The organism is Eleftheria terrae (assembly GCF_030419005.1).
GTDB classification, from domain to species: Bacteria; Pseudomonadota; Gammaproteobacteria; order Burkholderiales; family Burkholderiaceae_C; genus Caldimonas; species Caldimonas terrae.
Genome location: NZ_CP106953.1, coordinates 373,111 through 397,661 on the forward strand (window position 1 = coordinate 373,111; position 24,551 = coordinate 397,661).

Consider the following 24,551-nt stretch of genomic DNA (forward strand, 5'->3'; position numbering starts at 1 on the left):
AGCCGCCAGCCGCTTCAGGCTGGAAGCGGTCTATTCCCGGTCCGGGAACAGGGTCGAATAGCTGGGGTGTGAAATGCCGAGAACGGCGACCTCAATCCCATCCTCTCCGACTTCGTCCGAGTGGTCTGCGATGCTGACGCCCTCGCATTTGAGGACCATGCCATCCTGCGTTCTCACCGCCAGCCTTTCTTGGTGCTGCCCTTCTTCCGCCGTCAGCACCCGATTCTTCACCTTGGCGTAGTCAGCCTTCGGGACTAACCGGCCGAACGCGACGCCCATTGACGGGTCCCCAGACTCCAGCGCAGATGTTCCGACAACGACAGAACCGAAGAGGATTTCGAAGCGTTGAGGGGAGTCGGACATAGATTGTCGGCCGTAGCGGGAACGCCAACAGCATATCTGTGTTCACGTTGACTGCGAACGACCGCTTCCGCTGCAGAGCCGCCAGCCGCTTCAGGCTGAAAGCGGTCTTCGAGTCCTTGATCGCAGATCGGTAGCGGCTCTCAAAGCCCACGAAAAGTAGTGCTCGACTTGCCGCATAGACAAGCGAGTTTCCAAGCGGACGTTGGACTTCCGAGGGCTTCGCCGGTGATCGACCCCTGGCAAAAATGGCAGGATTGATCGATTGGCTCGTTGGCCTGCAACTGTCCCAGCGCCGCAAGAACTTGCTCGGCCCCTGCCGGTAGGCTCCTGTCTGGCGGAGGCCGTTTGCTGTCCGTCGTGGTGGCTCCGGCGTCCTCGCTCCATACCCGATGACCGATCTTCCGCGCTTCGTCCAGCTCAACGTCGAACACGCCGCAGAGAAGCGCGACGCACTCGAACCTCTTGAAGCCGTCCTTCAGAGCTTGCCTGTACACCTCTTCCGACGTTGCGCCGTTTCGCATCATCGACTGGCTGTCCAAGGAACACTTCAGTGTGGACGGCACGCTGATCCAGGCGTGGGCCAGCCACAAGAGCTTTGTGCCCAAGAAGGCCGGCGACGACGACGACGCGGGCGGTGGCAGCAGCAACGATGGCAGCGACTTCCGGGGCCAGCCGCGCAGCAACGACACGCACGAATCGAAGACCGATCCAGACAGCCGCCTGTATCGCAAGGGCAAGACTGCCAGCGAGATGCGCTTCATGGGCCACACGCTGATGGACAACCGGCACGGCCTGATCGTCAATGCCGTGGTCACTCAGGCAGACGAGCGGGCGGCGGCCCGGGCCAGGCATCAACGATGCCCGGCAGGTCAACCCCGAGGCGGTGATCACGCTGGGTGCAGACAAGGGCTACGACGCGGCGCAGTTCATCGCCGAGTTGCAGCAGCTCAAGGTCGAGCCTCATGTGGCGCAGAACAAGTCGGGGCGTCGCTCGGCGGTGCCCGATGAGATCGCCCAGACCGACGGGTACGCGTTGTCGATGCAATGCCGCAAGCGCATCGAGCAGGCCTTCGGGTGGGCCAAGACCATCGGCTCGATCCGGCAGGTGATGGTGCGCGGACTCAAGAAGGTGGACCAGTTGTTCGTGCTGAACATGGCGGCCTACAACTTGGTGCGCATGCGCTCGCTGGGACAGGTCCGTCTGCAAGGCGCCAGATGAGCAGCGCAGGTGCGCAACTCGGCCCTCCACAGGGGCGAACCGGCCTGGAAATGGCCCTTCTGACACTCCTCGCGACGGCAGCTACCGAAACTCCATCAGCTCGCGGGTCGAGGTAGGTGCTTCAGCTCAGTATTTCAGCAGCCTGCTAGTGCCTATAGACTGGCGGCGTGGACAGGCCCAATTCCTATACCTTGCTTGTACATGAGGCTTTACATGACGGGCGCTTCGTGGTAACCAACGCGTCATCGGCCGATGTGCCGATCGCCACGCTCTTCGTCGGTCTCGTTGCCGAGCAAGGCGCGGTGGATGGTGACGGCGTCTACCGAGTTGCGCACCGGGACGCGGCCACCACCGTCTCTTTACGGGTGGTCGGCATCGAGTTCTTCCGTAGGTCAGTCGACTTCATTCCCAAGGGGCACCATGCCGGAGTCAAGTTCGAAGGTGACGACAGCGACGTATTGCGGGCCATCTTGCAACGCCATGAGAAGCCTTGGCAGGTGCTACTTCGCGCTAACGTAGTTAGCGGTCGTCGTCCTCATGAGGAACACACTCAAGCTGCACATCCGTGGAAGCCAATAGCGCCCTGACCTCGGACATCCGATATGGGGCCAATGCGCCCACTATCAGGCCCCCATCCGACGACAGTTGCGCCGCGAGCTGGTTCAAGGGAAGCTGCCGAGCCTCGATGAAAACGTCCCGCATACACTTTAGCGTGGCCGCGGACACCGGCGCTGCTGCCTTTGCTGCCATGACCGGCATGCGCTCTGATCTTGGCATCTCGGGCCAGGTGTAGCTCACCGTCCCTTCCTTCTTCCACTCGCACCTGGTGCAGCGCAGCTCGAAGAGCCCGCCAACCTCGCTGAAGTCGAGCGTTCCATGGCATTGCGGGCAGGCGGCTTTCATGCAGTCAGGGTAATCGATGACTCTGTCACAGCTCGCGCAGCTCGGTGGGTAACTGGCCCGCGCTTTGGATTCACCGTAAGCGTCAATACCCCGCAGTTTGCCATCGGTGGGGCAATAGCTCCTCAATCCGGCGGTTCGGAAATGTCGGCAGTCAGCCAAGCTGAACGGCCACGACCCGTGGACTTACCTCAAGGACGTGCTGACCCGGCTGCCGACGCATCCGAACCGGTGCATCGAGGAGTTGCTGCCACTGAATCGCCCCGGGATTTGTGGAGGCTCCAACTCTTGAGAAGATGGAGCCATGAAGAAGTCGAACAAGTTCTCGCCTGAGGTTCGCGAGCGCGCAGTGCGGATGGTGCAGGAAGCGCGCGGGGAGTACCCGTCGCTATGGGGCGCAGTCGAATCGATCGCGCCGAAGATCGGCTGCGTGCCGCAGACGCTGCTGGATTGGGTCAAGCAGTCAGAGGTAGAGGCCGGTACGCGCGCGGGCACGACGACCGCGGAGGCGCAGCGCGTGAGGGAGCTGGAGCGCGAGGTCAAGGAGCTGCGCCGGGCCAACGAGATCCTGAAGCTGGCCAGCGCGTTTTTCGCCCAGGCGGAGCTCGACCGCCGTACGAAGTCTTGAAGGCGTTCGTCGACGCGCATCGGAGTGACTTCGGGGTCGAGCCGATCTGCCGGGTGCTGCAGATCGCCCCGTCGGGATACCGACGCCATGCGATGCGCCGGCGCGAGCCGGGCCGCTGCTGCGCACGCACGCAGCGCGATGCGCAGTTGATGTCGGAGATCGATCGGGTCTGGCAAGCCAACCGGCAGGTCTACGGTGCCGACAAGGTCTGGCGCCAGCTCGGGCGTGAAGGCATGAAGGTGGCGCGCTGCACCGTCGAGCGCCTGATGCGCAGGCTGGGTCTTCGCGGCGTGATTCGAGGCAAGCGCGTTCGCACCACGGCGGCCGATGCCAAGGCGCCGTGCCCGTTCGACAAGGTCAACAGGGTGTTCCGGGCGGACCGGCCCAACCAGCTGTGGGTGAGCGACTTCACCTACGTGTCGACCTGGCAGGGCTTCGCCTACGTCGCCTTCGTCGTCGATGTCTTCGCACGGCGCATCGTGGGCTGGCGCGTGAGCCACTCGATGCGCACCGACTTCGTCCTGGATGCGCAGGAGCAGGCGCTGTATGCCCGCCAGCCCGAAGCCGAAGCGGGGCTGGTCTGCCACTCGGACAGGGGCTCGCAATACGTCAGCATTCGCTACACCGAGCGGCTTGCCGAGGCCGGGATCGAGCCCTCGGTTGGCAGCAAGGGCGACAGCTATGACAACGCCCTGGCCGAGACCATCAACGGGCTGTACAAGGCCGAGGTGATCCACCGGCGCACTTGGAAGACCCGCGAGGCCGTCGAGCTTGCCACGCTCGAATGGGTCGCCTGGTTCAACCATCATCGATTGATGGCACCGCTGGGCTACATCCCGCCGGCCGAGGCCGAGGCAAACTACCATCGCCAACTCGCCGAGCGATCGGCCGTGACGGCGTGACCACTTAAACCAACCAGCCTCCACGAAAGCCGGGGCGATTCAAACTGCTGCCGCATCGGTGGGCACCGTCCAATGCCGCTTACGCCTCTAAACGGCCAACTCGACTACCTGAGCATCGCCCAGATACTCGCTAGAAAGCAGGCGCGCGAACTCGACGACTTCCGCTACCGACTCACCAGGATGCGAGGACGTGAGCAGGAAGCGGCGGGGATCCGAACCGTCTCCCACAACCAGCTCGTCGATGATCTCCTCGACGCGCTCGCAGTCGTGGCCCACGACTCCGACGAACTTGACACCATCGGTGATGAACTGCTCGACCAACTGGTCCAAAGCAACGTGATACCCCGTGGGGCAGTGAAGCACGATCTTGGTCGCGTAGGGCATCGTGGGCAGCGGTGAACGATCCAACGTAGTAGCTGGCAGGATAGCTTGCTCAACGCTAGGTCCCAACTGTTCCACATCGCACGTCAAGATGGGATGCCTGGACGCTTACGGTCTAGAGTCCGATCAACCCGAGATGGAGATCGGACCGATGAAGAAGCGATACACCGAGGAGCAGATCATTGGCTTCCTGCGCGAAGCGGATGCAGGCCTGCCGGTCAAGGAGTTGTGCCGCAAGTACGGCTTCAGTGAACCGAGCTACTACGCCTGGAAAGCCAAGTTCGGTGGCATGAAGGTGTCGGACGCGCAACGCCTGAAGGCGCTGGAAGCCGAGAACGCGAAGCTGAAGAAGCTGTTGGCCAACTCAATGCTCGAAGTGGACGCGATGCGCGAGGTGCTCAAGGGAAAGTAGTTGCCGTGTCGGCGCGACGCGAGGTCGTGCGGCAGCTGCAGGCCCGGGGCCTGAGCGAACGCCAGGCGCTGAAGCTGATGGGCATGAGCCCGAGCACGCTGCGCTACCGACCCCACGACGACGGCAATGTGAATCGCCCCGGGATTTGTGGAGGCTCCAACTCTTGAGAAGATGGAGCCATGAAGAAGTCGAACAAGTTCTCACCTGAGGTTCGCGAGCGCGCAGTGCGGATGGTGCAGGAAGCGCGCGGGGAGTACCCGTCGCTATGGGGCGCAGTCGAATCGATCGCGCCGAAGATCGGCTGCGTGCCGCAGACGCTGCTGGATTGGGTCAAGCAGTCAGAGGTAGAGGCCGGTACGCGCGCGGGCACGACGACCGCGGAGGCGCAACGCGTGAGAGAGCTGGAGCGCGAGGTCAAGGAGCTGCGCCGGGCCAACGAGATCCTGAAGCTGGCCAGCGCGTTTTTCGCCCAGGCGGAGCTCGACCGCCGTACGAAGTCTTGAAGGCGTTCGTCGACGCGCATCGGAATGACTTCGGGGTCGAGCCGATCTGCCGGGTGCTGCAGATCGCCCCGTCGGGATACCGACGCCATGCGATGCGCCGGCGCGAGCCGGGCCGCTGCTGCGCACGCACGCAGCGCGATGCGCAGTTGATGTCGGAGATCGATCGGGTCTGGCAATCCAACCGGCAGGTCTACGGTGCCGACAAGGTCTGGCGCCAGCTCGGGCGTGAAGGCATGAAGGTGGCGCGCTGCACCGTCGAGCGCCTGATGCGCAGGCTGGGTCTTCGCGGCGTGATTCGAGGCAAGCGCGTTCGCACCACGGCGGCCGATGCCAAGGCGCCGTGCCCGTTCGACAAGGTCAACAGGGTGTTCCGGGCGGACCGGCCCAACCAGCTGTGGGTGAGCGACTTCACCTACGTGTCGACCTGGCAGGGCTTCGCCTACGTCGCCTTCGTCGTCGATGTCTTCGCACGGCGCATCGTGGGCTGGCGCGTGAGCCACTCGATGCGCACCGACTTCGTCCTGGATGCGCTGGAGCAGGCGCTGTACGCCCGCCAGCCCGAAGCCGAAGACGGGTTGATCTGCCACTCGGACAGGGGCTCGCAATACGTCAGCATTCGCTACACCGAGCGGCTTGCCGAGGCCGGGATCGAGCCCTCGGTTGGCAGCAAGGGCGACAGCTATGACAACGCCCTGGCCGAGACCATCAACGGGCTGTACAAGGCCGAGGTGATCCACCGGCGCACTTGGAAGACCCGCGAGGCCGTCGAGCTTGCCACGCTCGAATGGGTCGCCTGGTTCAACCATCATCGATTGATGGCACCGCTGGGCTACATCCCGCCGGCCGAGGCCGAGGCAAACTACCACCGCCAACTCGCCGAGCGATCGGCCGTGACGGCGTGACCACTTAAACCAGCCAGCCTCCACGAAACCCGGGGCGATTCAATGTGGCCCTGCGAGAGAAGTTGAAGGAGCTCGCCGGCCAGCATCGCCGCCACGGCTCCGAATGCTGCAGAGCAGGCTGCGCATTGACGGCTGGGCCATCAACGTCAAGCGCACCTACCGTATCTACCGCGAGGAAGGCCTCATGGTGCGCAAGCGCCGGCGCAAGAAGCTGCCGGTGCCCGAGCGCCAGCCACTGCTGCGACCGACGCAATCCAACGAGGTGTGGAGCATGGACTTCGTGTTCGACGAACTGGCCAACGGCCGGCGGGTGAAGACGCTGACCGTCGTGGACGACTGCAGCAAGGAGGCTGTGCAGATCGCAGCCGACACCTCGATCCCGACGCTGCACGTCACGCGCGTGCTCGACCAGGTCAAAGCCGAGCGCGGGCTGCCGAAGGTGATCCGCATGGACAACGGGCCGGAGTTCGCCGGCAGGACGATGCAGCGCTGGGCGGCCACCAACGGCGTCGAACTACGCTTCATCTGTCATAGCTACGACTTGATCTGACATTACCCTTGCCCGACAGGGCGTTCAAGGAAGTCAGATGACACAAGATCAGAAGATCATTCGCAACAAGATCGGGCTATTGAAGCTGGCGCAGACGCTGGGCAGCGTATCAGAAGCATGCAAGGTGCTGGGTTTCAGCCGAGACAGCTTCTACCGCTTCAAGGAACTGTACGAGACGGGCGGAGAAACGGCGCTCGCAGAGATCTCCCGCAAGAAGCCCAACCTGAAGAACCGGGCGGACCCCATCATCGAGCGAGCGGTGATCGACTTCGCGCTGGAGCAGCCGGCATACGGCCAGGTGCGCGTTGCCAACGAGTTGAGAAAGCGCGCCATCAGCGTATCACCCGCTGGCGTGCGCACGATCTGGCTGCGCCATGACTTGCAGACCTTCCAACTGCGCCTGAAGGCGCTGTCGGCCAAGGTGGCGCAGGAGGGCGTGATTCTCACAGAGGATCAGGTCCGTGCGCTGGAGAAGGCCAAGCAGGAGAAGGAAGCGCACGGCGAGATCGAGACCGAGCACCCGGGCTACCTCGGCTCGCAGGACACCTACTACGTGGGCAATCTCAAAGGCGTAGGGCGCATCTACCAGCAGACCTTCATCGACACGTACAGCAAGCTCGCGTTCGTCAAACTCTACGACCGCAAGCATGCGATCACGGCGGCGGATATGCTCAACGACCAGGTGCTGCCGTTCTTCGAGGAACACGGGGTGCCGCTGCTGCGCATCCTGACCGACCGTGGCAGCGAGTACTGCGGCAACCGGGAGACGCACGAGTTCGCGCTGTATCTGGACCTGGAGAACATCGAGCACACGCGCACGCGCACGAAGAGGCCTCAGACCAACGGGATCTGCGAGCGCTTCCATCAGACCATCCAGAACGAGTTCTACGCCAGCGCCTTCCGGCGCAAGCTGTACAACTCGCTGGACGAACTGCAGGTGGACGTTGACGAGTGGATGCAGAGCTACAACGCCGAGCGGACGCACTCGGGCAAGTACTGCTACGGTAAGACGCCGCTGCAGACCTTTATCGAGAGTGCAACGCTGGCGTACGATAAACAGCTGGATCAGATCAAGCAGACACCTCACGCCGATACGGCCGTCGCTTGACGGCTTGTCTGTCAGATCAAGTCTCGACTAGGACACCCGGCAAGCCCGTGCAGAACGCGTACATCGAGAGCTTCAACAGCCGCTTCCGTGACGAGTGCCCGTCGCAGCACTGGTTCGCGAGCCTCAGCCACATGCGCAGCGTCATTGACAACTGGCGCGACGACTGCAACCACCACCGGCCGCACAGCACCCTCGGGTACGTGCCACCGTCTGTGTTCGCCGCGCAGTGCCGCCAGCTCGCTGGCGGCACTGCGCAAACCACCGCATCAACTACGATGCAAACCCTTGGGCTCTAGATCGAAGTGCTACGAAACCTGGGGGCAGCGCAAGTCGACGCATTGTGTAGCTGCTGATAGATCCTTTACACCGCAAGTTAATTGAGCCAGTCCCAATCCGGATTCTCTTCGAAACGACGGAGGAACTCTGGCCCAGATTCGATTCTGTCAAAGTCGTTATCAATCAAAGAGTTTTGCTGATTCACCACGAAAGCAAGCACCTCACTCAGAAATTTCACTTCCTTGAAGTTTGCGAGGAAGAAGTTTTGCGTCAAACCAACGGAAGCCAGCAACGACAACTCTTCTGGCTCATCGTAGTGGTTTGACAACGCCTGATTTTGATGAAATTGAACTTCTTGACCTTGCCACGAAACAATCAGGCGCCCTTCGGCCGGACCGATAATCTCAAATTTCGACTTATGAAGCCACCGCTCAATATTGTGGAGAGAGTTTTCAGAGGAAAGAATAACTACCACGTCACGCACATTAATCTCCCGGGCGAAAAGTTTTCATGAGATCGTCAACGTTGCTGACAATCGTTATGCCGTTCTGATGAGCATCTTTCAGGACCGACGGCTTGAAGGACTGTCTTTTCCCGGCAATTTCAGTGGCATCGAAACCAATAACCGGTAGGCGAGTAAATTGTTGACTCGCTTAAATCTCTGAAACCATACCCTTTCCCGCTCCGACTTTAACTCGGATAACGTGCATGTTTGTCACACTATCAAAATCGATGTACAAGGTACCGTCAGGGCGGTAGATCTTGATTGCCGCCTGCTTGACATAACCAGGAGCACGCACCTCGACACCAGCAATGACATCCGCGACGCCTGGAGCCGAAGTCACGAAATTGTCTACTTACAGTGCCTGGAGCGCCGACATTGCCAGATTAAAACCCGCCTCGCGGCGGGTTATGATTCAGTCGGTTTATTAGACTGGCTTGCAATCATCAAATCCGCGCGCCACCAGAAGGCTTGACAGTTGTGCAGAGCAGTCAATGTGTCCTGTCGAATCCACCTCTGTTCCATCAAATACTGGCTGTAGTAGAGCCGTTGTAGCAGCTTGCGCCTGCCTCGCGGGAAGTGAAGTTCTGTACGAAACCTCAAGAACGCACTCTTGCACCTCTTGGTCTTCGGCTGGCCCAAACAGCGTGAGTTGAACTTCACCGACACTCCCGACGTAAGCCGGCACCTCATCGAATCGACCCCCGTCCTCCTTAGTCAGAGGTATCCCGCACACTCGCGCTAGGTCAGCCGCCAAGTCGGGGAGCGAGCGGCGTGCATCGAATTCAACCGTGGCTAGAAAGTGAGTCATCATGGCTGCCCTGGGATGAAATAGATTTGTGCGTCACCGGCATTCAGCTTCTTCTGAATTTCCGTAGACGTAAACACTCGGAAGGTAGGGGGCTCGACCTTCATGCCGGTCAGAAGCGGGTTGGATTGAAGCCCTGCTCCGAACTCTCCAAAGATTCCGTTCAACGAAGTATCCAGTCGAGCAGCGTTTCTGAAGAACGGCTTGTTGCCAAGCTGGGCAGCAAGATTGTCGCTGACCACAAAGAAGTCCGCGTCGTACCCCTGCGGGCCGGTGTAAGGCTGACCATTCTTTGTCGCGACAACGCCGTCGAATGGCACCCGCTCGCCGTTGGGGCCAAGCTTGGTGTCGTTCTTAAGCCCGTTCGCAAGGCTTCCTCTGAAGCCGACTCGAGCCTCCGGGTCAAGAGCGAGAAGGGCCTTGACCGAAGGCTGAGCGGCTTCGCCAATCGCCTGGACGATTTGCGCGCGCGAGGCGTCCCCCCGGAGCACCAATGTGTCTTCTAAAGACAGCGCGGCACTGCTGGTATTGCCGAGGGTGGGCCTAGCTCGGGACGTGGCAGCCGTTGAGCTACCGCGCATTTTCCCGAGCAGCAGCCCTGCCAAACTGAAGGTCGACTCGGCGGCTTTTTCTGAATCTCCTTTCCGTACCGCGTTTGCCAGGTCCAAGACGGAGGTTACTCCTCCCTCTATCACCTCACCATAGTAGCCGAGCAACGAACCACCGCCCAAGAAATATCTCCCGGCACCGCTCGACGCCTGGAGGTTCTGATCATAGGACAGACCAAGGCCAGCCTTAGCACCGTTCCAGCTGAAGGCCACTCCATCGCGCACCATGTCGTACGTCTCAACGACAGGCGTCCATGTGAAGTTCCGAAAGCCCCGACCCAGTGCTTCTGCTACAGGTGAATCTGAGGGTGCATCGAGAGCCGTCCTTTGGCCACCCAAGAGCGCGTAGAGGAACCCCGATGCAGGGGGAGCTACGGACGTAGGCGGCGTAATCGGCAGCTTGCTCCGATCCACCATGAGTCGGTCGTTGCTGGCACGGCGAACGCCTTCGATCGAGTTTGCCTGCCTGCCGTCAGCCCCTCGATAGCTGTCGCCATAGTCGGTTACTGTCTGGCCAGACTGCAACCTTTCTTCCTGGTCACGCGATAGATAGACGTCGCCGCCGCCATAGACCGAAGCGCCGTCATCCCCCGAGCCGAGCCGAACGGTACTTCCGCTTCCGCCTAGTCGAAGATCAGCCCCTGCCAGCGAGTAATCCACACGTGTTCTCTGCTGACTCGCCCTGCGTGCGATCCCTTCCGTAATGGCATCACCTAGCGAATTGCCAAAGCTCTCAGCCGCCACCGCAGCCCAGTTCGGCCGATACCCTTGCACTGCGCTGCGCACACCGCCGTTCACAAGGCTGCTGACCGCACTGCGAACGAAGCCACCTCCGATGTCGTTTCCGATCATTGCGCGAGCCGAAACGTCGGTAAACCTCTTGTCCCAATCGTTCCCGTACTGCGCACTACCAATCGCATCTGCGATGCCGTAGCCGGCCGCAGAGCCCAGCGCAGAAGCCGCCACACCTCGCCAATCGAACTTCTTCTGCAGCCCGGTCGCAACGGCGAGGCCCTGTGTGATCAAGTTGCCGGCCGCCCCAAGGGCTGCCGCACTGCCCATGGACGTCGCCGCCCCAAATGCCACGCCGAGTCCCGAACCGACGCCCGCCCCGATCGCACCCAGCGCCACGCCGGACCACGAGAAATGGTCCACCGCACCAATCGCCTTACCAACCACTTGGCTGGCCACTGAGCCCGCTGCCCCAGCAGCCGCGGCTGCGGCCACCGTTTGCATGGTGAGGGCAGAACTCACGGCTCCAGCTCCAGCCGCAGTTCCCGCACCAGCAACAGCCGCTCCGGCCCCCGCCTCTGCGCCGACTACAGCCACCCCCGCTTCAGGTGCCAGTACACCGTACGTCATCCACGAGACAACCACCGCTACAACGACCATCACGATCACGCCTAAGGCGCCACAGCCGCCGCGCGGCGGATGCGGTGGTGGCGGAAGCGTTGGCGTCAAGTCGCCCATCGCTTCGGCTGGGTCATACACCCGGAAAGTCCCGGCGTTGTTGTGGATATTCGTGACTTTCGGGGGGATCGTCAGCCGTTGCCCCTCTACCAGCTGCTCTGTGCCGCTGAGTCCGTTCACTTCTGCGATGAGATACCACATCGCGCGATCGCCCCAAAGAGCTGCCGCGATCGATGGAAGCGTGTCCCCTCCGCGCACCGTGTAGCTGCTCGGTGCGGTGCGGGGGTAGTTGGCGCTGATCGGCTCGTAGTTCTGATCGAAGTCCGCGCTGGCGATCGGCTTCCAGTTCTTGTAGTCCGGCTTTTCCTTGCCGCGATTCGCTAAGGCCTGTACATAGTTGGTCCGGGTCGGGCCATCATTGCCCACGTCCCCGACACGCACGCCGTTGACGTAGTAGTAGCGGTGGATGCGGTTGACCTTGCTCGCTTCGATCTCGTCGCGCTGCATGATCAGCCCTTGAGCGTTGGACACGTAGCGGAAGCTGCGCTTCTCCACCACGTCGATCGCCGCTTTGACGTGACCGTTCTCGTCGTACTCCATGTTGGAATAGCCCTTACCCCAGAGCGAGTTGTTCCCCCTTAGCTTCGGGTCATAGGCCTGATTGGTGATAGCGAACTGCTTGGCCTCGTCCCAGTAGTCGTAGGCATAGTAGGTGTTGGTGGTCGCACCTCCCTGCCGTTCATGAAGCGTGCGCGCCAGTTCGCCCGCGCCGTTCGCGTGGGCGCGCGCAGTTGCATCGACATTCGTTTGCGAGGACGTCGCGCCAGCCACATCCTTGTTGTCGGCGAAGTAGAAGTACTTCGTCACCCCATCATTGTCCGATTGAGAAGCGACGCGGTGGTCATTCGTGTACTCGGTGATTCGGGTGTACTCCTGATTGTCTCGGCTCCATGATTTGTAGGTTCCGACACGTCCTGCGAGGTCCACGACACGACGCGCAGCAAGCCGCTCAGCTTGCCCTTGGTCTGTCAGAAAGGTGTCTTCCAGGTAGCCGTCGGCAGTGTAGGTGTAGCGCTCGACGCTGCCGTCGACGCCATTGATCACGACCGTTCGCCGGCTGGCAGCGTCGTAACCGACCCGAACGCCGTCCTTGCCCAGCTCAATCTTCGGCACAGAATCCGTCCGCGATGTCGCAGCCGGCCCCACCAGTAATCCCATGGACATCTCGAAGCGATTCAAGGCGTCGTAGGTATACCAGTACTCCTGTGTCTGCCGGTTGCCGCCGAGGCCATCGTGATAGCTGCTACGGACCCTCCGACGATTCCCGACCACGTCATAGTCGTACTCGATGTCCGCCTTGGGATCGCGGATCAGCTTGATGCGATTCACGCTGTCGTACTCGATCTCGGAGTACTGATAGAAGTCGCGTACGCCACCACTGGCGTCCAGAGGATTTTTGAGGACCATGTAGCCCTCAAAAGTTCTGTTGCCGGCCTTGTCGTACTCGTAGCTGGTGAAGGCGCCGATGGCCTTGTCCCAAATGCTTTTGATGTAGCCGTTGGCATAGTACTCATACGCAATGTTTTGCTTGGTACTGCCCGTCTGCGCAACCAGCTGGCCGGCGAAGTTGTAGGTGTAGGTGAACTGATGCCCACCCAGGTCCTGCTTCCACGTCAGTCGGCCAAACAGATCGGTGTGCTCTATCGATGTCCGCTTCGTTGCATCGGTGACGGTCTTCTCCCAGCCACCAACGATGCGGTCGGCGCTGAGGGCAATATCAAACCGATAGACGTACTGGTAGCGCGTCTCGTGACCGGCGAAACTGGACGTCTTCGTGACACGTCCTTGGCTGTCGTACCAGGTTCTCTCGGTGGCTCCCAGCGCGTTGGTATGGCTGATGCGCTGCCCCGCTGCGTCGTATGCATAGTGGTCGCTGGCGCGGGTCCCAGCGGCGCCGCCGTTGCCTGGCGTGCCAGCCGCTCGCTCGGGGTAACGGACTTCCACCAGACGTCCCACCCGGTCATATCGATAGTCGGTTCGACCTCTCAGGTCACCGGCATCTCGCGCCAACTCATTGAGGCTGTAGCGCTTGTCGCCGAATATGTCATATCCGTACCGCTTCGAACCAAAAGCGTGTCGCTCGGAAGAAATGCCCGCGCTGGCACCCCCTGAGAGCCAGGTCTGACTCTGCGTTTGATCGTTCGCGTCGGTGACACCGATCAGTCGGCCTGTCAGATCGTAGTGGTTCAGCGTGGTCGGCAGAACCTCCTCTTTGAAGCCATTTGCGTAGGTCACCCACGTCTTTGGCGCTTCCTGTCGGAGACGGGAGCCCAGCGTGTTGTAAAAGAACCGGGACACGTTGCCGCGTCCGTCAGTTTCGCTGGCGACCTCGCCGAAGGCGTTATAGGTGACTCGGCGGTGGATCTGCTGTGTTTCGGGGTCGGTTGGGGCGAAGATGACCCAATCAAGACGCTCGGCGCTTCCCCCATCAGGCTGAAGTCGGAATGTACCGTAGCTCCGGCCGAGTGGATTATTGGCAGCATCGAGGGCGTCATAAACGTACTCGTACTCCACGCTACCTTCGTGCGGTAGGCCGAGACTCCTCAGGTCGGCCCTGAATTCAGTACCGCTCCTTGTTGTCATCAGCGTCGTGTAGTTGTCCGCGCTGTTGCGCAATCGATAACGCAACTGCACGCTCGCCACCCCGCTTTGCGGCGGCGTGAGCCTCAACACAGTCTGGTCGAGCGTGTCAGCATGCACCTCCACGACCCGAGCATTCGGTCCCAGCCGCAGCTTGGCGGTGGTCTTCTTTTTGACGAGGTCACCGTCACCATAGGCGGTAACGATCACTTCGTACTCATAGTCCGTCGCTTTGTCGGCGACTAGGTCCGTCGCGTTCCAGCTGAAGACGCCCGGACCTTCACCGCGCACGTCCTCCGCAGGTGGCTCGCGGTAGGGCCCACTGCTGCCAGCCGGACGGTACTCGACTTTCAAGGAGCGGACATCCTTCAGTTCGGAGAAGTGCACCGTTGCAGGCAGCGTGAAGGCGCTGATCGTCGGATTTCCGGAGCTGTCGCGGCGGAACTCGGCGTACGCTCGATTTATCGGCCGACCGTCACGATAGGCCTGAAGGTCAAACTCATAGGTCTTCCCCGTCTCAAAGCTGTCCCACCGCAGCGCGAACCAACCCGGGGTTCGACCATCTTCGAAAATCTTGGGCTGATGAAGCACTTGCTCGGAGCCTGCGAGCTTCCAAGGGGAGCCACTTCCGGCCTCGCGGTACCGCAAGGTTAGATCTGAGGCGTCGCCTTGTTCAAGAATATGTAGCCAGCCGTCGTTGTGCAGCACGCCGCGGCCCGGTAGACCGACGATACCCGTAGATTCCTGAACCACTGACGGCGCTGACGGATTCGAGAGTCTCAGCGATCCAGCGCGCTTGTTGACAACAGCGCCTGCCGAGTTGAGTGCAACGTAATGGAACTCATAGTCTTTTCCTTGAAGAGCCGACCAGTCGTGCGCAAATTTCCCGTCCATTCCCCCGGCATTTGTGCTGGACATCTTCGGCACCGACAACCACTCGTATGGGCCCTGTGATCCCTCAGGACGATAGAAAAGAACAAGACGGTTCGCGCTTTCCGGTTGACCGTTGAAGTACAGCTTCTTCGGGCCTTGCAAATCAAAGTTATTGACGTGCGGCTCCATAGAAACATAGGCAAGCACGGACGTACTCGCCAGTACGATACTCCCTTGGGCGGTCTCCCGGGTGACCGTGTACTGGAGAGTAGTTTGGCCAGTCCACAAACGCGTGGTTTGTATGATCCCCCAGTTATCGATCGTCAGCTGCCCGCCGGCGGGCCCAACTCTCAATGTGTGGCTTTGTGGACCCGTCCCATTGAAGGAATTGCTCACCTGCACGATCACATTTCCGTCGCCGTACTCCCAAGTCGGAGGCACGTCGATCTTGATGTAGGCGAACGCAACGTTCGCGCCTCCAATGGGGGCTCTAGGCGTGACGGTTTTTTGGGTCACAGCGATCCTGGTCGCCGAGATCGCCACATCCCCCAGGCGAACCGACGTTGCTGTGCCAGTTTCCGTACTCGTCGGTTGCGGTCCGATTTGAATTGCCGAATCGTCCGATACAAACACCGACTGCCCGGCCTCATTCGACTTGATAATTGCCGACCCGTTCGCTCCGTCCATGTGGGCGTCGAAAATGTCGGTCACTTGGTTACGCGCATCGAAAACCGCGAACTGCCGCGCAGCATCCCCCCGCGCGAGAACCTGCGCCAACGTCAGAGCGGATACGTCAGTTTTCGACGTGACAGTGAGCACCGCGTTACCGGCGCTGTCGTAGCCGTGAACCTTCGTGACACCGTCGCCGGTGTTGGTCTTCCAAGCCCGGCCCGCTCGGTCATATGCGGCGGTCTCCTGCCAGTTGAGCGGCGCATTTTCAGAGCGCGTCGCCTTACCCGTCAGTTCCCCAAAAGCGTTGTAACGGGTTTCCCGAACGACAAGGCTGCCGAGATCCTTGCGCATTACCTCTCGGTTCATGAGGTCGTACACGTAGACCGTGGTGTCATCCACCACGGTCTCGTCCGCGCTGACTCGTCCCTTCAGTACCTTGCGGGTCACATTGCCGGCGGCGTCGTGATGAAACTTCGTGACCCCACTTTCTGCATCGGTCTGCGACACCAGCCAACCGCTCTTGTCGTACCCGAACACGGCGATGCGGTCGTCCGCCTCGCTGCCGTTGTCCTTGCCACGGCGGATCTCCCGTCGCACATTGCCGAGTGCGTCGTATTCTTTGTCAGTGGTGGGGCGCACCACTTCGCCCTCGAAGTCGACGTACAGCGCCCGCTCCTCCCTGACCTGCCGTCCCGCCTTATCGAAGCGCCAGTCAGTTGTGGCTTGAGCCGCATCCGTCTTGCGAATCACGTTGTTCAGGCCGTCGTAGAGATAGCGGGTCACCGCATCCGCAACCACCGGGACCGGCTTACCGCTTGCGTCAAAGGTGGCGGTTTGGACTCCTTTGCGGGTCTCACTGAGCACTCGGTTCAGCTTGTCATAGGAGTAGATCGTAATGCGGTCAGCCGCATCACCGACAAGCGCGTTCGGCTTGATGATTTCCCCGAGCGTTGTCTTGTCGTTGACCGTGATACCTTTCACGGCATTCGCATACCGCGTCTCCTTCCAGACATTGCCTTGAGCATCCCGGTCCCACTTCACCAAATGGAGCGCGGCATCGAGCTGCGCTACCTTATTACCCGCTTGGTCGTAATAGAAGCGAGTGACGTTGCCCTTCCCGTCCATTTGCTTAACGGCGTTGCCGGCGGCGTCGTAGGTGATGCTGGTTATGAGATCGCCGGTGTACGACTCATGCCGCCCCTGCCCTAAGTCGGGACGGTGCTTGATATACGGCATGTTCGGGATGCGCGTACCCGTTTGCCGCCCCGCTTTGTCATAGGTATAGAACGTCTCACGGTCAAACAGCTCCGGTGCGCCGACACGGTCGCGCATGAGATACACCGCTGCAGCGCCGGGTGCTGGTGCGCTAGACAACAGCTGCGGTCGTGTCGCACTGCTCAGCTCCGCGCCCCCGACGGCCTGAACAGCGTTTGCATAGGTGATCTGAGACAGCTTATTCCCAGCTTTGTCATACGTCCAGGTTGTGTACGTCCGGCCCGCATCCACCTTACCGATCTGCCGCCCCAGCGAGTCGTAGTAGTACAGCGTGCGCCCACCCCGTGCATCCACCGTCTCCACCACGTTGCCATGCGCGTCGTATCGCGTCGTCAGCGTCGGCACCACGTCCGACTCCGTCCCGCTCGCAGCGTCGAAGACCCGCGTGACCTGCCCGATCTGCTTCACCTGCCGGTCGAGCCGGTCGTACTGGAACTCGGTCACCCGCTCCTCGCGCAAGCCGGTGGCCTCTGTCTTGCGCCGCAGGTTCCCCCGGGTGTCGTACACGTGGGTGGTGATCACGTCGGCCATCACCACCTTGCCAGCCGCGTCCTGCTGCGCCGCCTTCTCCGGTGAGGTCTCGGTCTTCACCCGCCCATCGCGGTAGTGGGTGTAGGTGAACACGCCATCCACCTTGTTGGTGTAGCGCACCTTGTTGCCCAGCCGGTCGTACTCGATCCTCTCGGTCTTGCCTTCGCCATCGGTGATGCTCGTCTGGCGGTTCAGCCGGTCGTAGCCGATGCGGGTGACCTGGTCCAGCGCGGCATGCCGGAGGATGTAGGCGCCCGAGCTCGGCACGGCGTCGACGGCACGCGGCAGCGTCGTTTCATTCAGGGCGCGACGTGTCGGGTCGCCCACGATCTCCACCCGGCGGTAGTAGCGCGTGGTGCTGTTCACCGTGCCGAAGGCGGTGTAGGTGGTCTCCACCACGCCGGCGTCCGGGTTCACGTGCAGCACGCCCTGGTTGCGCCGGTCGAAGTAGAAGTACCCCACATTGCCGTTCGGGTCGGTGACCTTCACGGCATTGCCGAAGGCGTCGTACTGCGTCGCGGTGACGCCCCCTTGGGCATCGGTGACCTGGGTCACTCGGCCCAGGGCATCAAAAACCTGCACCGTGCTGTACATCGCCTGCAGCTCGGTCTTTTCCGCAGAGGTGAACGTCGTCCAGGACCGTGTTCCGAACTTGGTGCCGGCACGCACACCTTTGGCCCACGGGCTGTCGGTCTCCGCCAGCTCGACGCCCAACGGGCTGATGATGCGCTCGCGATTGCCCGCCTTGTCCAGCAAGTAGCGAGTCACGACCGTTTCGCTGCCTTCACCGAAGCGGGTCTCCTCGTCTACTCGGCCCGCCGCATCATGGTGATACCAGGTGCGGCGCTGCGCCGCTGTGCCAACGCCTTCGTTCAGCTCCTTGAGGCGGCCGGACTCGTCATACACGCGTGTGGTGAGTCCGTCTTCGGCATTGCGCACTTCGATCAGGCGGCCCGCCTTGTCGTACGTGCTGGCCGTGCGCGCGTCGCGTTCCACGTCGCCGGCCGCCGAGCGGACGATCCAGCTCTTACTCGAGGTCTTCGGCGTGCCACCCGCGTTCACCACTTCCGGGGCCTCGCCTTCGGCATAAGCCCCCTGCAGTCGATTGGCGAAGCGCGTTGCCGACTTCACCCGACCGAGTCCGTCATACTCGTACTGCGTGACCGCGTTCTCGGCGTCGATGGAGAACAGCTCCCGGTTGCCGCGGTCGTAGACGCTGCGCTGGACACGGTCATTTTCGTTGCTGGCGGCCACGGTCACCGTCAACAAGCCGTTGACCACCGTCGTGCCGGTCATCGGGTTGAAGTGGCGCCGGGTCTCCACCACATTCCCATTGCCGTCGTAGCGGCGCTGTGTCACGCCCCCCGCCGCATCGACGCTGAAGATCGCGCGGTTGGCGGCGTCGTAGAAGGTTTGCTCGGTCTGGTCCTGGGCGTCCAGCACCACATAGGGCACCGCCGGTACCGGGTCGTTCGAGGCGATCACGGTCGGTGCGGCGAAAGTCACGACATGCGCCGGCACACCGACGGGGTTGACGACCGGCGCGAGCGCCCCCTGCACCGCCTTCACGTAGCGGGTCTGCTTCACCAGGTTGTTGCTGGCGTCGTATTCCCGGCGGGTGACGTAGCCCAGCGCGTCCACGCTGTGCGTCAAGCGGCCGTCACGGTCGTGGATGCGCACCTCGACTTGGTTGCCCGGGTGGCTGGCGTAGCCGGCATCGGTGGCCAACAGGCCCGTCGTGAGGTCGGCCTCGCTCGCGGTGAGACTCAGCGCCGCGAGCTGGGTGGCGCCCAACCGCACGGCATAGGCGGTTGCGCGGGTGATGCGGCCCTCGGCGTCGTACTCGTTGCGGCGCACGGCGCCGGTGGCGTCAACGGTCCACAGCAAGCGGTCCTCGGCGTCGTAGACATAGCGCGTCACAAAACCGCGCGCATCGGTCTTGGCCGTGACGTTGTCGTTCTTGTCGTAGGTGTAGACGGTGCGCAGGTCCAGGCTGCCTGGGGCCACCACCTCTTCGATGCGGCGACCGAACGAGTCGTACACGTACTCCGTCACCTTGGGCAGCGCCGAGCCGGCGCCTTCGGTCAAGCGCACCAGGCGCCCCCCCAGGTCGAGGGCATACTCGGTGCGCAGGGCCAAGCCGTTGGGGTTGTCCGGCGCCGAGCCGCTCACCCAGTCGGGCCCGCATTTCGGGTCCACCACCACCGCCGTCACCCGGCCGTCGGCGTCGTACTCGGTCTGGGTCCACACGCCATTGGCATCGCGCAGCCAGGTCGCGCGGCCCAGGGTGTCATAGCGGTAGGTGGTGGTCAGCTTGAGGGTGCTGGGGTCCACCACGCGGGTCAGCACCCGCCCCGCGGCATCGTAGGTGGTGCGGGTCACGGTGCCGCGCCCGTCGCCCGTTTCGAACACGCGACCGGCGGCATCGTAGGTGGTCAGGGCCCGTGTCACCCAGACCCCGGTGGCCTGGTTCTCCACCCGCGTCGCGGTGAGCCGGCCGTCCCGGTCATAGTCATACTCGGTGCGGGTGCGCCCGTCGCTCACGCTGACGCGTTCGCCGAAGGCGTTCTGCTCGGTGACCTGCTTGATGCCCTCGGGCGTCTGCAGGGTCATGCGCCGGGTGGCGGGATCGTAGGTGTAGGTGGTGGTGCCTTGCTGGCCGTCGGTGCTGGTCACCACGCGGGAGAAGGCGTCATACGTGGTGCTGCGCGTGACGCCCACCGCGTCCGTGCTGCCCACCTGGCGGCCCAGGCGGTCATAACGCTGCTGCACCACGCCGCCGCGCGCGTCGGTGGTCTGGATGGCTCGGCCGAAGGCGTCGTGGAGCGTTTTCGTGATTCGCTCGCCCTGGCCCAAGGGGTCTTCGGTTTTTGTCTCCAGCAGACCGCGCCGGTTGTAGCGGTAGTCGGTGGTCCGCTGCACGGGCTGACTGCCGTCACGCAGGTAGTCGGTGCGCTTTGTCACCTCACCGAAGGCGTTGTAGAGGTGGCTGCCAAGCCGTCGGTTCTGGGCGTCATACCAGGCGGTGAGCAGCCCCTGACGGTCAAACTCCCGGCGCATCGTGTCATGCGCGCCCTTGAGGGCACCGACCGCCGTCTGGATCGCCGCCTTGAGCCCGCCGGCGCCTGCCGCAGTGCTTGCCAGCCGATCGCCGTAGCGCGTCTCGCGCACCTGCTCGCCGAAGCTGTTGTAGTGATACTGCGTCACCTCGCCCAAGGCATTGACGGCGTGCGTCAGGCGGCTTTCGCCGTCGTAGTAGTAGATGGTCTTGTCGCCGCTGCCGGCGGCGTTCGGGGTCACGGTGGCGATGCGACGGCCCGCGGCGTCATGGCTGTGGAAGCTGCCCCACTTCTGCCACACGGCCTCGATCTGAGCGGCGGTGGCGCCGCTTCCCAGGGCGGCCAGCGCCTTTTGGCCTTCGCCGCCGAGTTCACCGACCAGGCGACCCTGCAGGTCGTACCGCTTTTGGGTCGTCCGTGCATCAGCCAGGCCCGCGCCGACAACGGTCTGGATCAAGCGCCCCATGACGTCGTACTGCAACTGGGTGACCAGGCCCGCAGCCTGTGCCCGCTCGCGCCGGTCTTCCCTCACCAGGCGGCCGGTGGTGTCGTACTCGTAGGCTGTCAGTCGGTCTTGCGGATGCTCCGCGACCGTGGGAGCCACGGCGGGGTGGTCCACGGCGTAGGCAGCCAGGCTCGCATGGCGCGTCTCGCCCGCCTTGCGGCCGGCGCCGTCGTACTGGTAGGTCGACAGGTAGCCCTGGTGCACGTTCGACGTCTTGGAATAGCTCTGCGCATCGAAGCGGCTCAGCAGCTGGCCTTTGGCGTCGTAGAAGTAGGCCGTTAACGTGTCATTGGCATGATCGGCAGCCGGGCGGAGCTGGTCCAGAGAACCGGCGGCCCACAGCGACGCGGCAGTGACCCGGGCATAGCGGCGCGTCAGGACGAGGCGGCCCGCCGCGTCATAGCTGTTCTCGGTCAGGTAGCCATCACCATCCAGCGAGCCCAGCAGCAGGCCCCCAGCACTGTAGAACTGGCGTGTGCGGCGGTCGTCGTTGCTCTCGTCGGCGGCAGTCGTGCTGAGCTTGGTCAGCTCCAGATCGAGCACCCCGCCGACGGTGCCTTTCTCGATGAGGGCATAGATGTCCGACGTTAGGCGGTTCGCGCATGCCACGGTCTCGATCAGGCGGTCGGCGCCGTCGTAGCGGTAGTCCACGACGGCTGCACTGCTGCCGCTCGATTGCAAGGTGCGCGCCAGGCGACCTGCCGCATCGTAGATGCGGTACGTCACCCGGTCCTCACCGCTGGAGGGCGGGCGCACGTCGATCGCGCCGCTGGTGGCGTCAGGCATCACCTCCCCGAACTGCGTCCGGGCCAGGAACATGATGGAGTCGGCCTGGCCAGCGGCCGTGGGCGCCTTGCGCACCACCACCTCCGCACTGGAGGCACCGGCTGGCGCGGTGACGAATCCCCACAGGCGCTTATGGTCGGCCAGATGGGCGCCGCCGGCTTTCTCGGCGTTGTTGACCGCCGTACCGCCTTGAGGAACCAGTGCCGATCCGATGCGCGCGCCCTGGGCGTCGAAGAACTCCACCTCCAGCGACACTGCGGCCCGCTGCGCGCCGGTGTAGGCCGAGACTTCATAGCGCTTGCCCGCGCTGACGACGAGCTTGGCCGATCGCAGGTGTGCCGATACGGCAGCGGTGCCGGTCTGGCTCATCCACAAGGTCTTTTCTCCGGACAACGATCCTTGCGGGTGGCTCCCCTCCCCGAACCCGAAGCCGGTGGCCGCACCGGTGGTGCCGGGGTCCCAGCGGACCATGCCGGGGCGTAGGATGTTGGCCGGCAGGCCCAGCCCTGTGGGGTCGGCCTTCAGCGCCTGCAGCATCGCCGGCGACAGCGGCGTCGCATACCGCCGCGTGCCGGTCAGCCGGTTGTTGCGGTCGTAGAAGTACTCGGTGAGAGCGCCTTCTCCGTCCACCTCGCCCACCTTGCGGCTGGCCCGGTCGTACAAGGTGTAGCGGCTCACGCCGGTGGGGTCGGTGGCCTTCACCAGCCGGCCCAGCTTGTCGTATTCGTAGGTGGTGGCACCCAGCGAGGGCGTGGCCTGGCTTGGGTCCTGCTGCTCCAGCTTCAGCAACCGTCCCGATTCGTCGAACAGGCTCAGCTGCACCAGCCCGTTGGCCAGCGTCACCCGCGTCTGCCTGAGCCGGTCGTTGTAGACGGTCAGCGTGCTCTGACCGGCCGCATCCGTCTGCTTGACCAGCCGGTTGAGCCCGTCGTACTGGTAGGTGGTGACATAGCGCTGCTTGAGCGCCTGCTTCTGCCCGGCCGTCAAGGCCTCGGCCTGCAGCGGGGCCTGCTTGTCGTCCACCAGGCCCAGCGCCTTGCGCTGCTGCAGCGCCCAGTCGGTGTTGCGGGTGGCGAGTTCGTCGCCGCGCGCCTCGATGCTCTGCAGCAGCAGGCCCGACGGGTCGTAGACGTAGTGCGTCACGCTCTGCGTGCCGTCCAGCACGCCGGCACCGCTGGCATCCAGCTGGCCGTAGGTGGTGGTCGTGCTCAGCTGCCCGCGGAAGTCGTAGCTGTAGTCGGTGCGCTGGCTGCCGGCCTTGGCCACGCCGGCCGCCCAGGCCTCCAGCGCCGCCAAGTCACTGGCAGGCGCGGTGTACACGCCGCCGCCGTGCTGCAGGGTGCTGGTGCGCTGGCCCTGGCTGTCGTAGCGGTGCTCCACCACCCGCCCGTCGGCACTCACCACGAAGCGCAGCTGCAGCTGGGCGTCGTAGGCGTAGCGTGTGCTCATCGGCTCGGTGGGCAGCTGCGGGCCCGCGCCGTCCGGGTCGCCCTGGCGGTAGCGGGTTTCCTTCAGCAGCTCGTTGCGGCTGCCGTACTGCCGCTCCACCACGTTCCCCACGGCGTCACGCTCGTAGTGGCGGTTGCCATTGGCGTCGTAGCCGTAGGTGGTGACGTTGCCTTGCCCGTCCACCAGCTCCCGCGCCTGCCCGTCCGCGGTGTAGCGGTACTCGCGGCTCAGCTGGGTGGTGCCCACCGCTGGCGTCTTCACGCTCAGCAGCCGCCCGCTGGCAGGGTCGTAGCTCAGGTCGGTGCGCTGGCTCAGCGCGTCGGTGATGCGGGTGATGCCGGGGGTCGCGTAGTCGAAGCTGGTGCTCAGCACCTGGCCACCCACCGTCTCCTTGATCGTCTTGACCCGGCCGCTGTCGTCGTAGTCGAAGTCCAGCTTGCTGCCATCGCTCTGCACCAGCGTGTCCAGCCGCCGCGAGGTGGCGTCCACATAGGTGTAGGTGGTGACGTAGGTCTGCCCGTCGGCCACCGTGCCGTCGGCCGGCGTCAGGTCCACGGTGACGGTGCTCAACCGGTTGGCACTGTCATAGCCGTAGCGCACCCGGGTCTGCGTGCCGTCGGCCTTGACGGTGCGCAGCTGGGTGATGTTGGCCGTCTTGCCCGCCGCGCTGTCGTAGTCGATGAACAGCGTCTCGCCGCTGGCGGTCTTCACCGAAGTCAGCAGCGCGCCGCTGTAGCCCAGCGTCAGGCTCTTGCCGTCGACCTCGGTCACGCTCTTGAGCCGCGCCTCGCGGGTGGTGGCGTTGGTGACCTCGTAGACCTCGCGCCGCTGGGTGTCGCCGTCGGTGTAGGTCCAGGCGCTGCCGCTCCACGCCAGCGTGTCGAAGGCGCCGGTGCCGTCCTTGTTCACATAGAGGTTGCGCGCGGCGTCCCAGCGGTACAGCGCCTCGCTGCCGTCCTCGGCCATGCGGCGCACCGTGTTGTCGGTGGCGTTGTAGCCGGTGATGCGCCGGCTCAGCCCCAGCCGCCATTGGTCGTTGTTGTCGCCGTCGGCCCCGCCCAGGCTGTTGTAGGTCCGCAGCAGCGCCACATCGGGGCCGGCGCCCATCAGCCACTCGTCCTGCTGCTGCACCACCAGGTTGCCGGTGCCCGCGTTCACGTACACCCGCTCGCCCGAGCGCCCCTGCCCTGCCTGCCCCAGCTGCCCTCCCGCGCCCAGTTGGCCCAGTGAGGAGGTCATCCAACCCAGGCCCTGGCCTGCAACGATTGCCGTCATCTTCTTGTTTCCCG

General features: G+C 63.2%; 9 protein-coding genes, 4 pseudogenes and 2 other annotated features. Of the genes and pseudogenes, 9 read left to right on the forward strand and 4 right to left on the reverse strand.

Annotated elements, in window-relative coordinates; translation table 11 throughout:
* Nucleotides 1–30: 30 nt before the first annotated feature.
* Nucleotides 31–363, reverse strand: coding sequence for a hypothetical protein (locus N7L95_RS28560; protein ID WP_301261014.1), 333 nt, complete (start codon nt 361–363; stop codon nt 31–33).
* A gap of 525 nt (nt 364–888) precedes the next feature.
* Between N7L95_RS28560 and N7L95_RS28565 the strand changes: the two are divergent.
* From N7L95_RS28565 to N7L95_RS28580, 4 genes and pseudogenes are all read left to right on the forward strand, one after another.
* Nucleotides 889–1,582: pseudogene (locus tag N7L95_RS28565) on the forward strand (IS5 family transposase); the annotation flags it as partial.
* A 167-nt stretch (nt 1,583–1,749) separates the two neighbouring features.
* Nucleotides 1,750–2,169 carry a hypothetical protein gene (locus N7L95_RS28570; protein ID WP_301261015.1) on the forward strand — a complete coding sequence of 140 codons (420 nt, stop codon included), beginning with the start codon at nt 1,750–1,752 and terminating at the stop codon, nt 2,167–2,169.
* Nucleotides 2,170–2,615: 446 nt separating this feature from the next.
* Nucleotides 2,616–2,774, forward strand: a pseudogene (locus N7L95_RS28575) (transposase domain-containing protein); the annotation flags it as partial.
* A 12-nt stretch (nt 2,775–2,786) separates the two neighbouring features.
* A protein-coding gene (locus N7L95_RS28580; RefSeq protein ID WP_301260994.1) for an IS3 family transposase occupies nt 2,787–4,012 on the forward strand; the annotation gives its coding sequence in 2 pieces (ribosomal slippage) (nt 2,787–3,075 and nt 3,075–4,012; 1,227 coding nt in all).
* Nucleotides 3,065–3,181, forward strand: a sequence feature (AL1L pseudoknot). It overlaps the preceding gene by 117 nt.
* Before the next feature lie 87 nt (nt 4,013–4,099).
* On the opposite strand, the gene N7L95_RS28585 is transcribed toward N7L95_RS28580, so the two are convergent.
* On the reverse strand, nt 4,100–4,396 hold the full coding sequence (locus N7L95_RS28585) for a DUF7684 family protein (RefSeq protein ID WP_301261016.1): 297 nt from the start codon (nt 4,394–4,396) through the stop codon (nt 4,100–4,102).
* A 148-nt stretch (nt 4,397–4,544) separates the two neighbouring features.
* On the opposite strand from N7L95_RS28585, the pseudogene N7L95_RS28590 reads away from it, so the two are divergent.
* The 5 genes and pseudogenes from N7L95_RS28590 to N7L95_RS28610 all read left to right on the forward strand — a co-directional run.
* A pseudogene (locus N7L95_RS28590) lies at nt 4,545–4,933 on the forward strand (transposase); the annotation flags it as partial.
* A gap of 51 nt (nt 4,934–4,984) precedes the next feature.
* Nucleotides 4,985–6,210 (forward strand): IS3 family transposase gene (locus N7L95_RS28595; RefSeq protein ID WP_301256582.1). Its coding sequence is split into 2 segments (ribosomal slippage): nt 4,985–5,273 and nt 5,273–6,210, totalling 1,227 coding nucleotides; the frame shifts between segments, so codons are not numbered across the junction.
* Nucleotides 5,263–5,379, forward strand: a sequence feature (AL1L pseudoknot). (Overlaps the previous gene by 117 nt.)
* Before the next feature lie 103 nt (nt 6,211–6,313).
* Complete coding sequence (locus N7L95_RS28600) at nt 6,314–6,760, forward strand: DDE-type integrase/transposase/recombinase (protein ID WP_301261017.1); 447 nt, start codon at nt 6,314–6,316, stop codon at nt 6,758–6,760.
* A gap of 37 nt (nt 6,761–6,797) precedes the next feature.
* Nucleotides 6,798–7,868 (forward strand): IS481 family transposase, encoded by a 1,071-nt coding sequence (locus tag N7L95_RS28605; RefSeq protein WP_301261018.1) that lies wholly within the window; start codon nt 6,798–6,800, stop codon nt 7,866–7,868.
* Between the two features lie 35 nt (nt 7,869–7,903).
* Nucleotides 7,904–8,164: pseudogene (locus N7L95_RS28610) on the forward strand (integrase core domain-containing protein); the annotation flags it as partial.
* Between the two features lie 77 nt (nt 8,165–8,241).
* Here the strand turns inward: N7L95_RS28610 and N7L95_RS28615 are convergent.
* Nucleotides 8,242–8,628 carry a hypothetical protein gene (locus N7L95_RS28615; protein WP_301261019.1) on the reverse strand — a complete coding sequence of 129 codons (387 nt, stop codon included), beginning with the start codon at nt 8,626–8,628 and terminating at the stop codon, nt 8,242–8,244.
* 828 nt (nt 8,629–9,456) lie between these two features.
* Nucleotides 9,457–24,537 carry a LysM peptidoglycan-binding domain-containing protein gene (locus tag N7L95_RS28620; protein WP_301261020.1) on the reverse strand — a complete coding sequence of 5,027 codons (15,081 nt, stop codon included), beginning with the start codon at nt 24,535–24,537 and terminating at the stop codon, nt 9,457–9,459.
* Nucleotides 24,538–24,551: the final 14 nt, after the last annotated feature.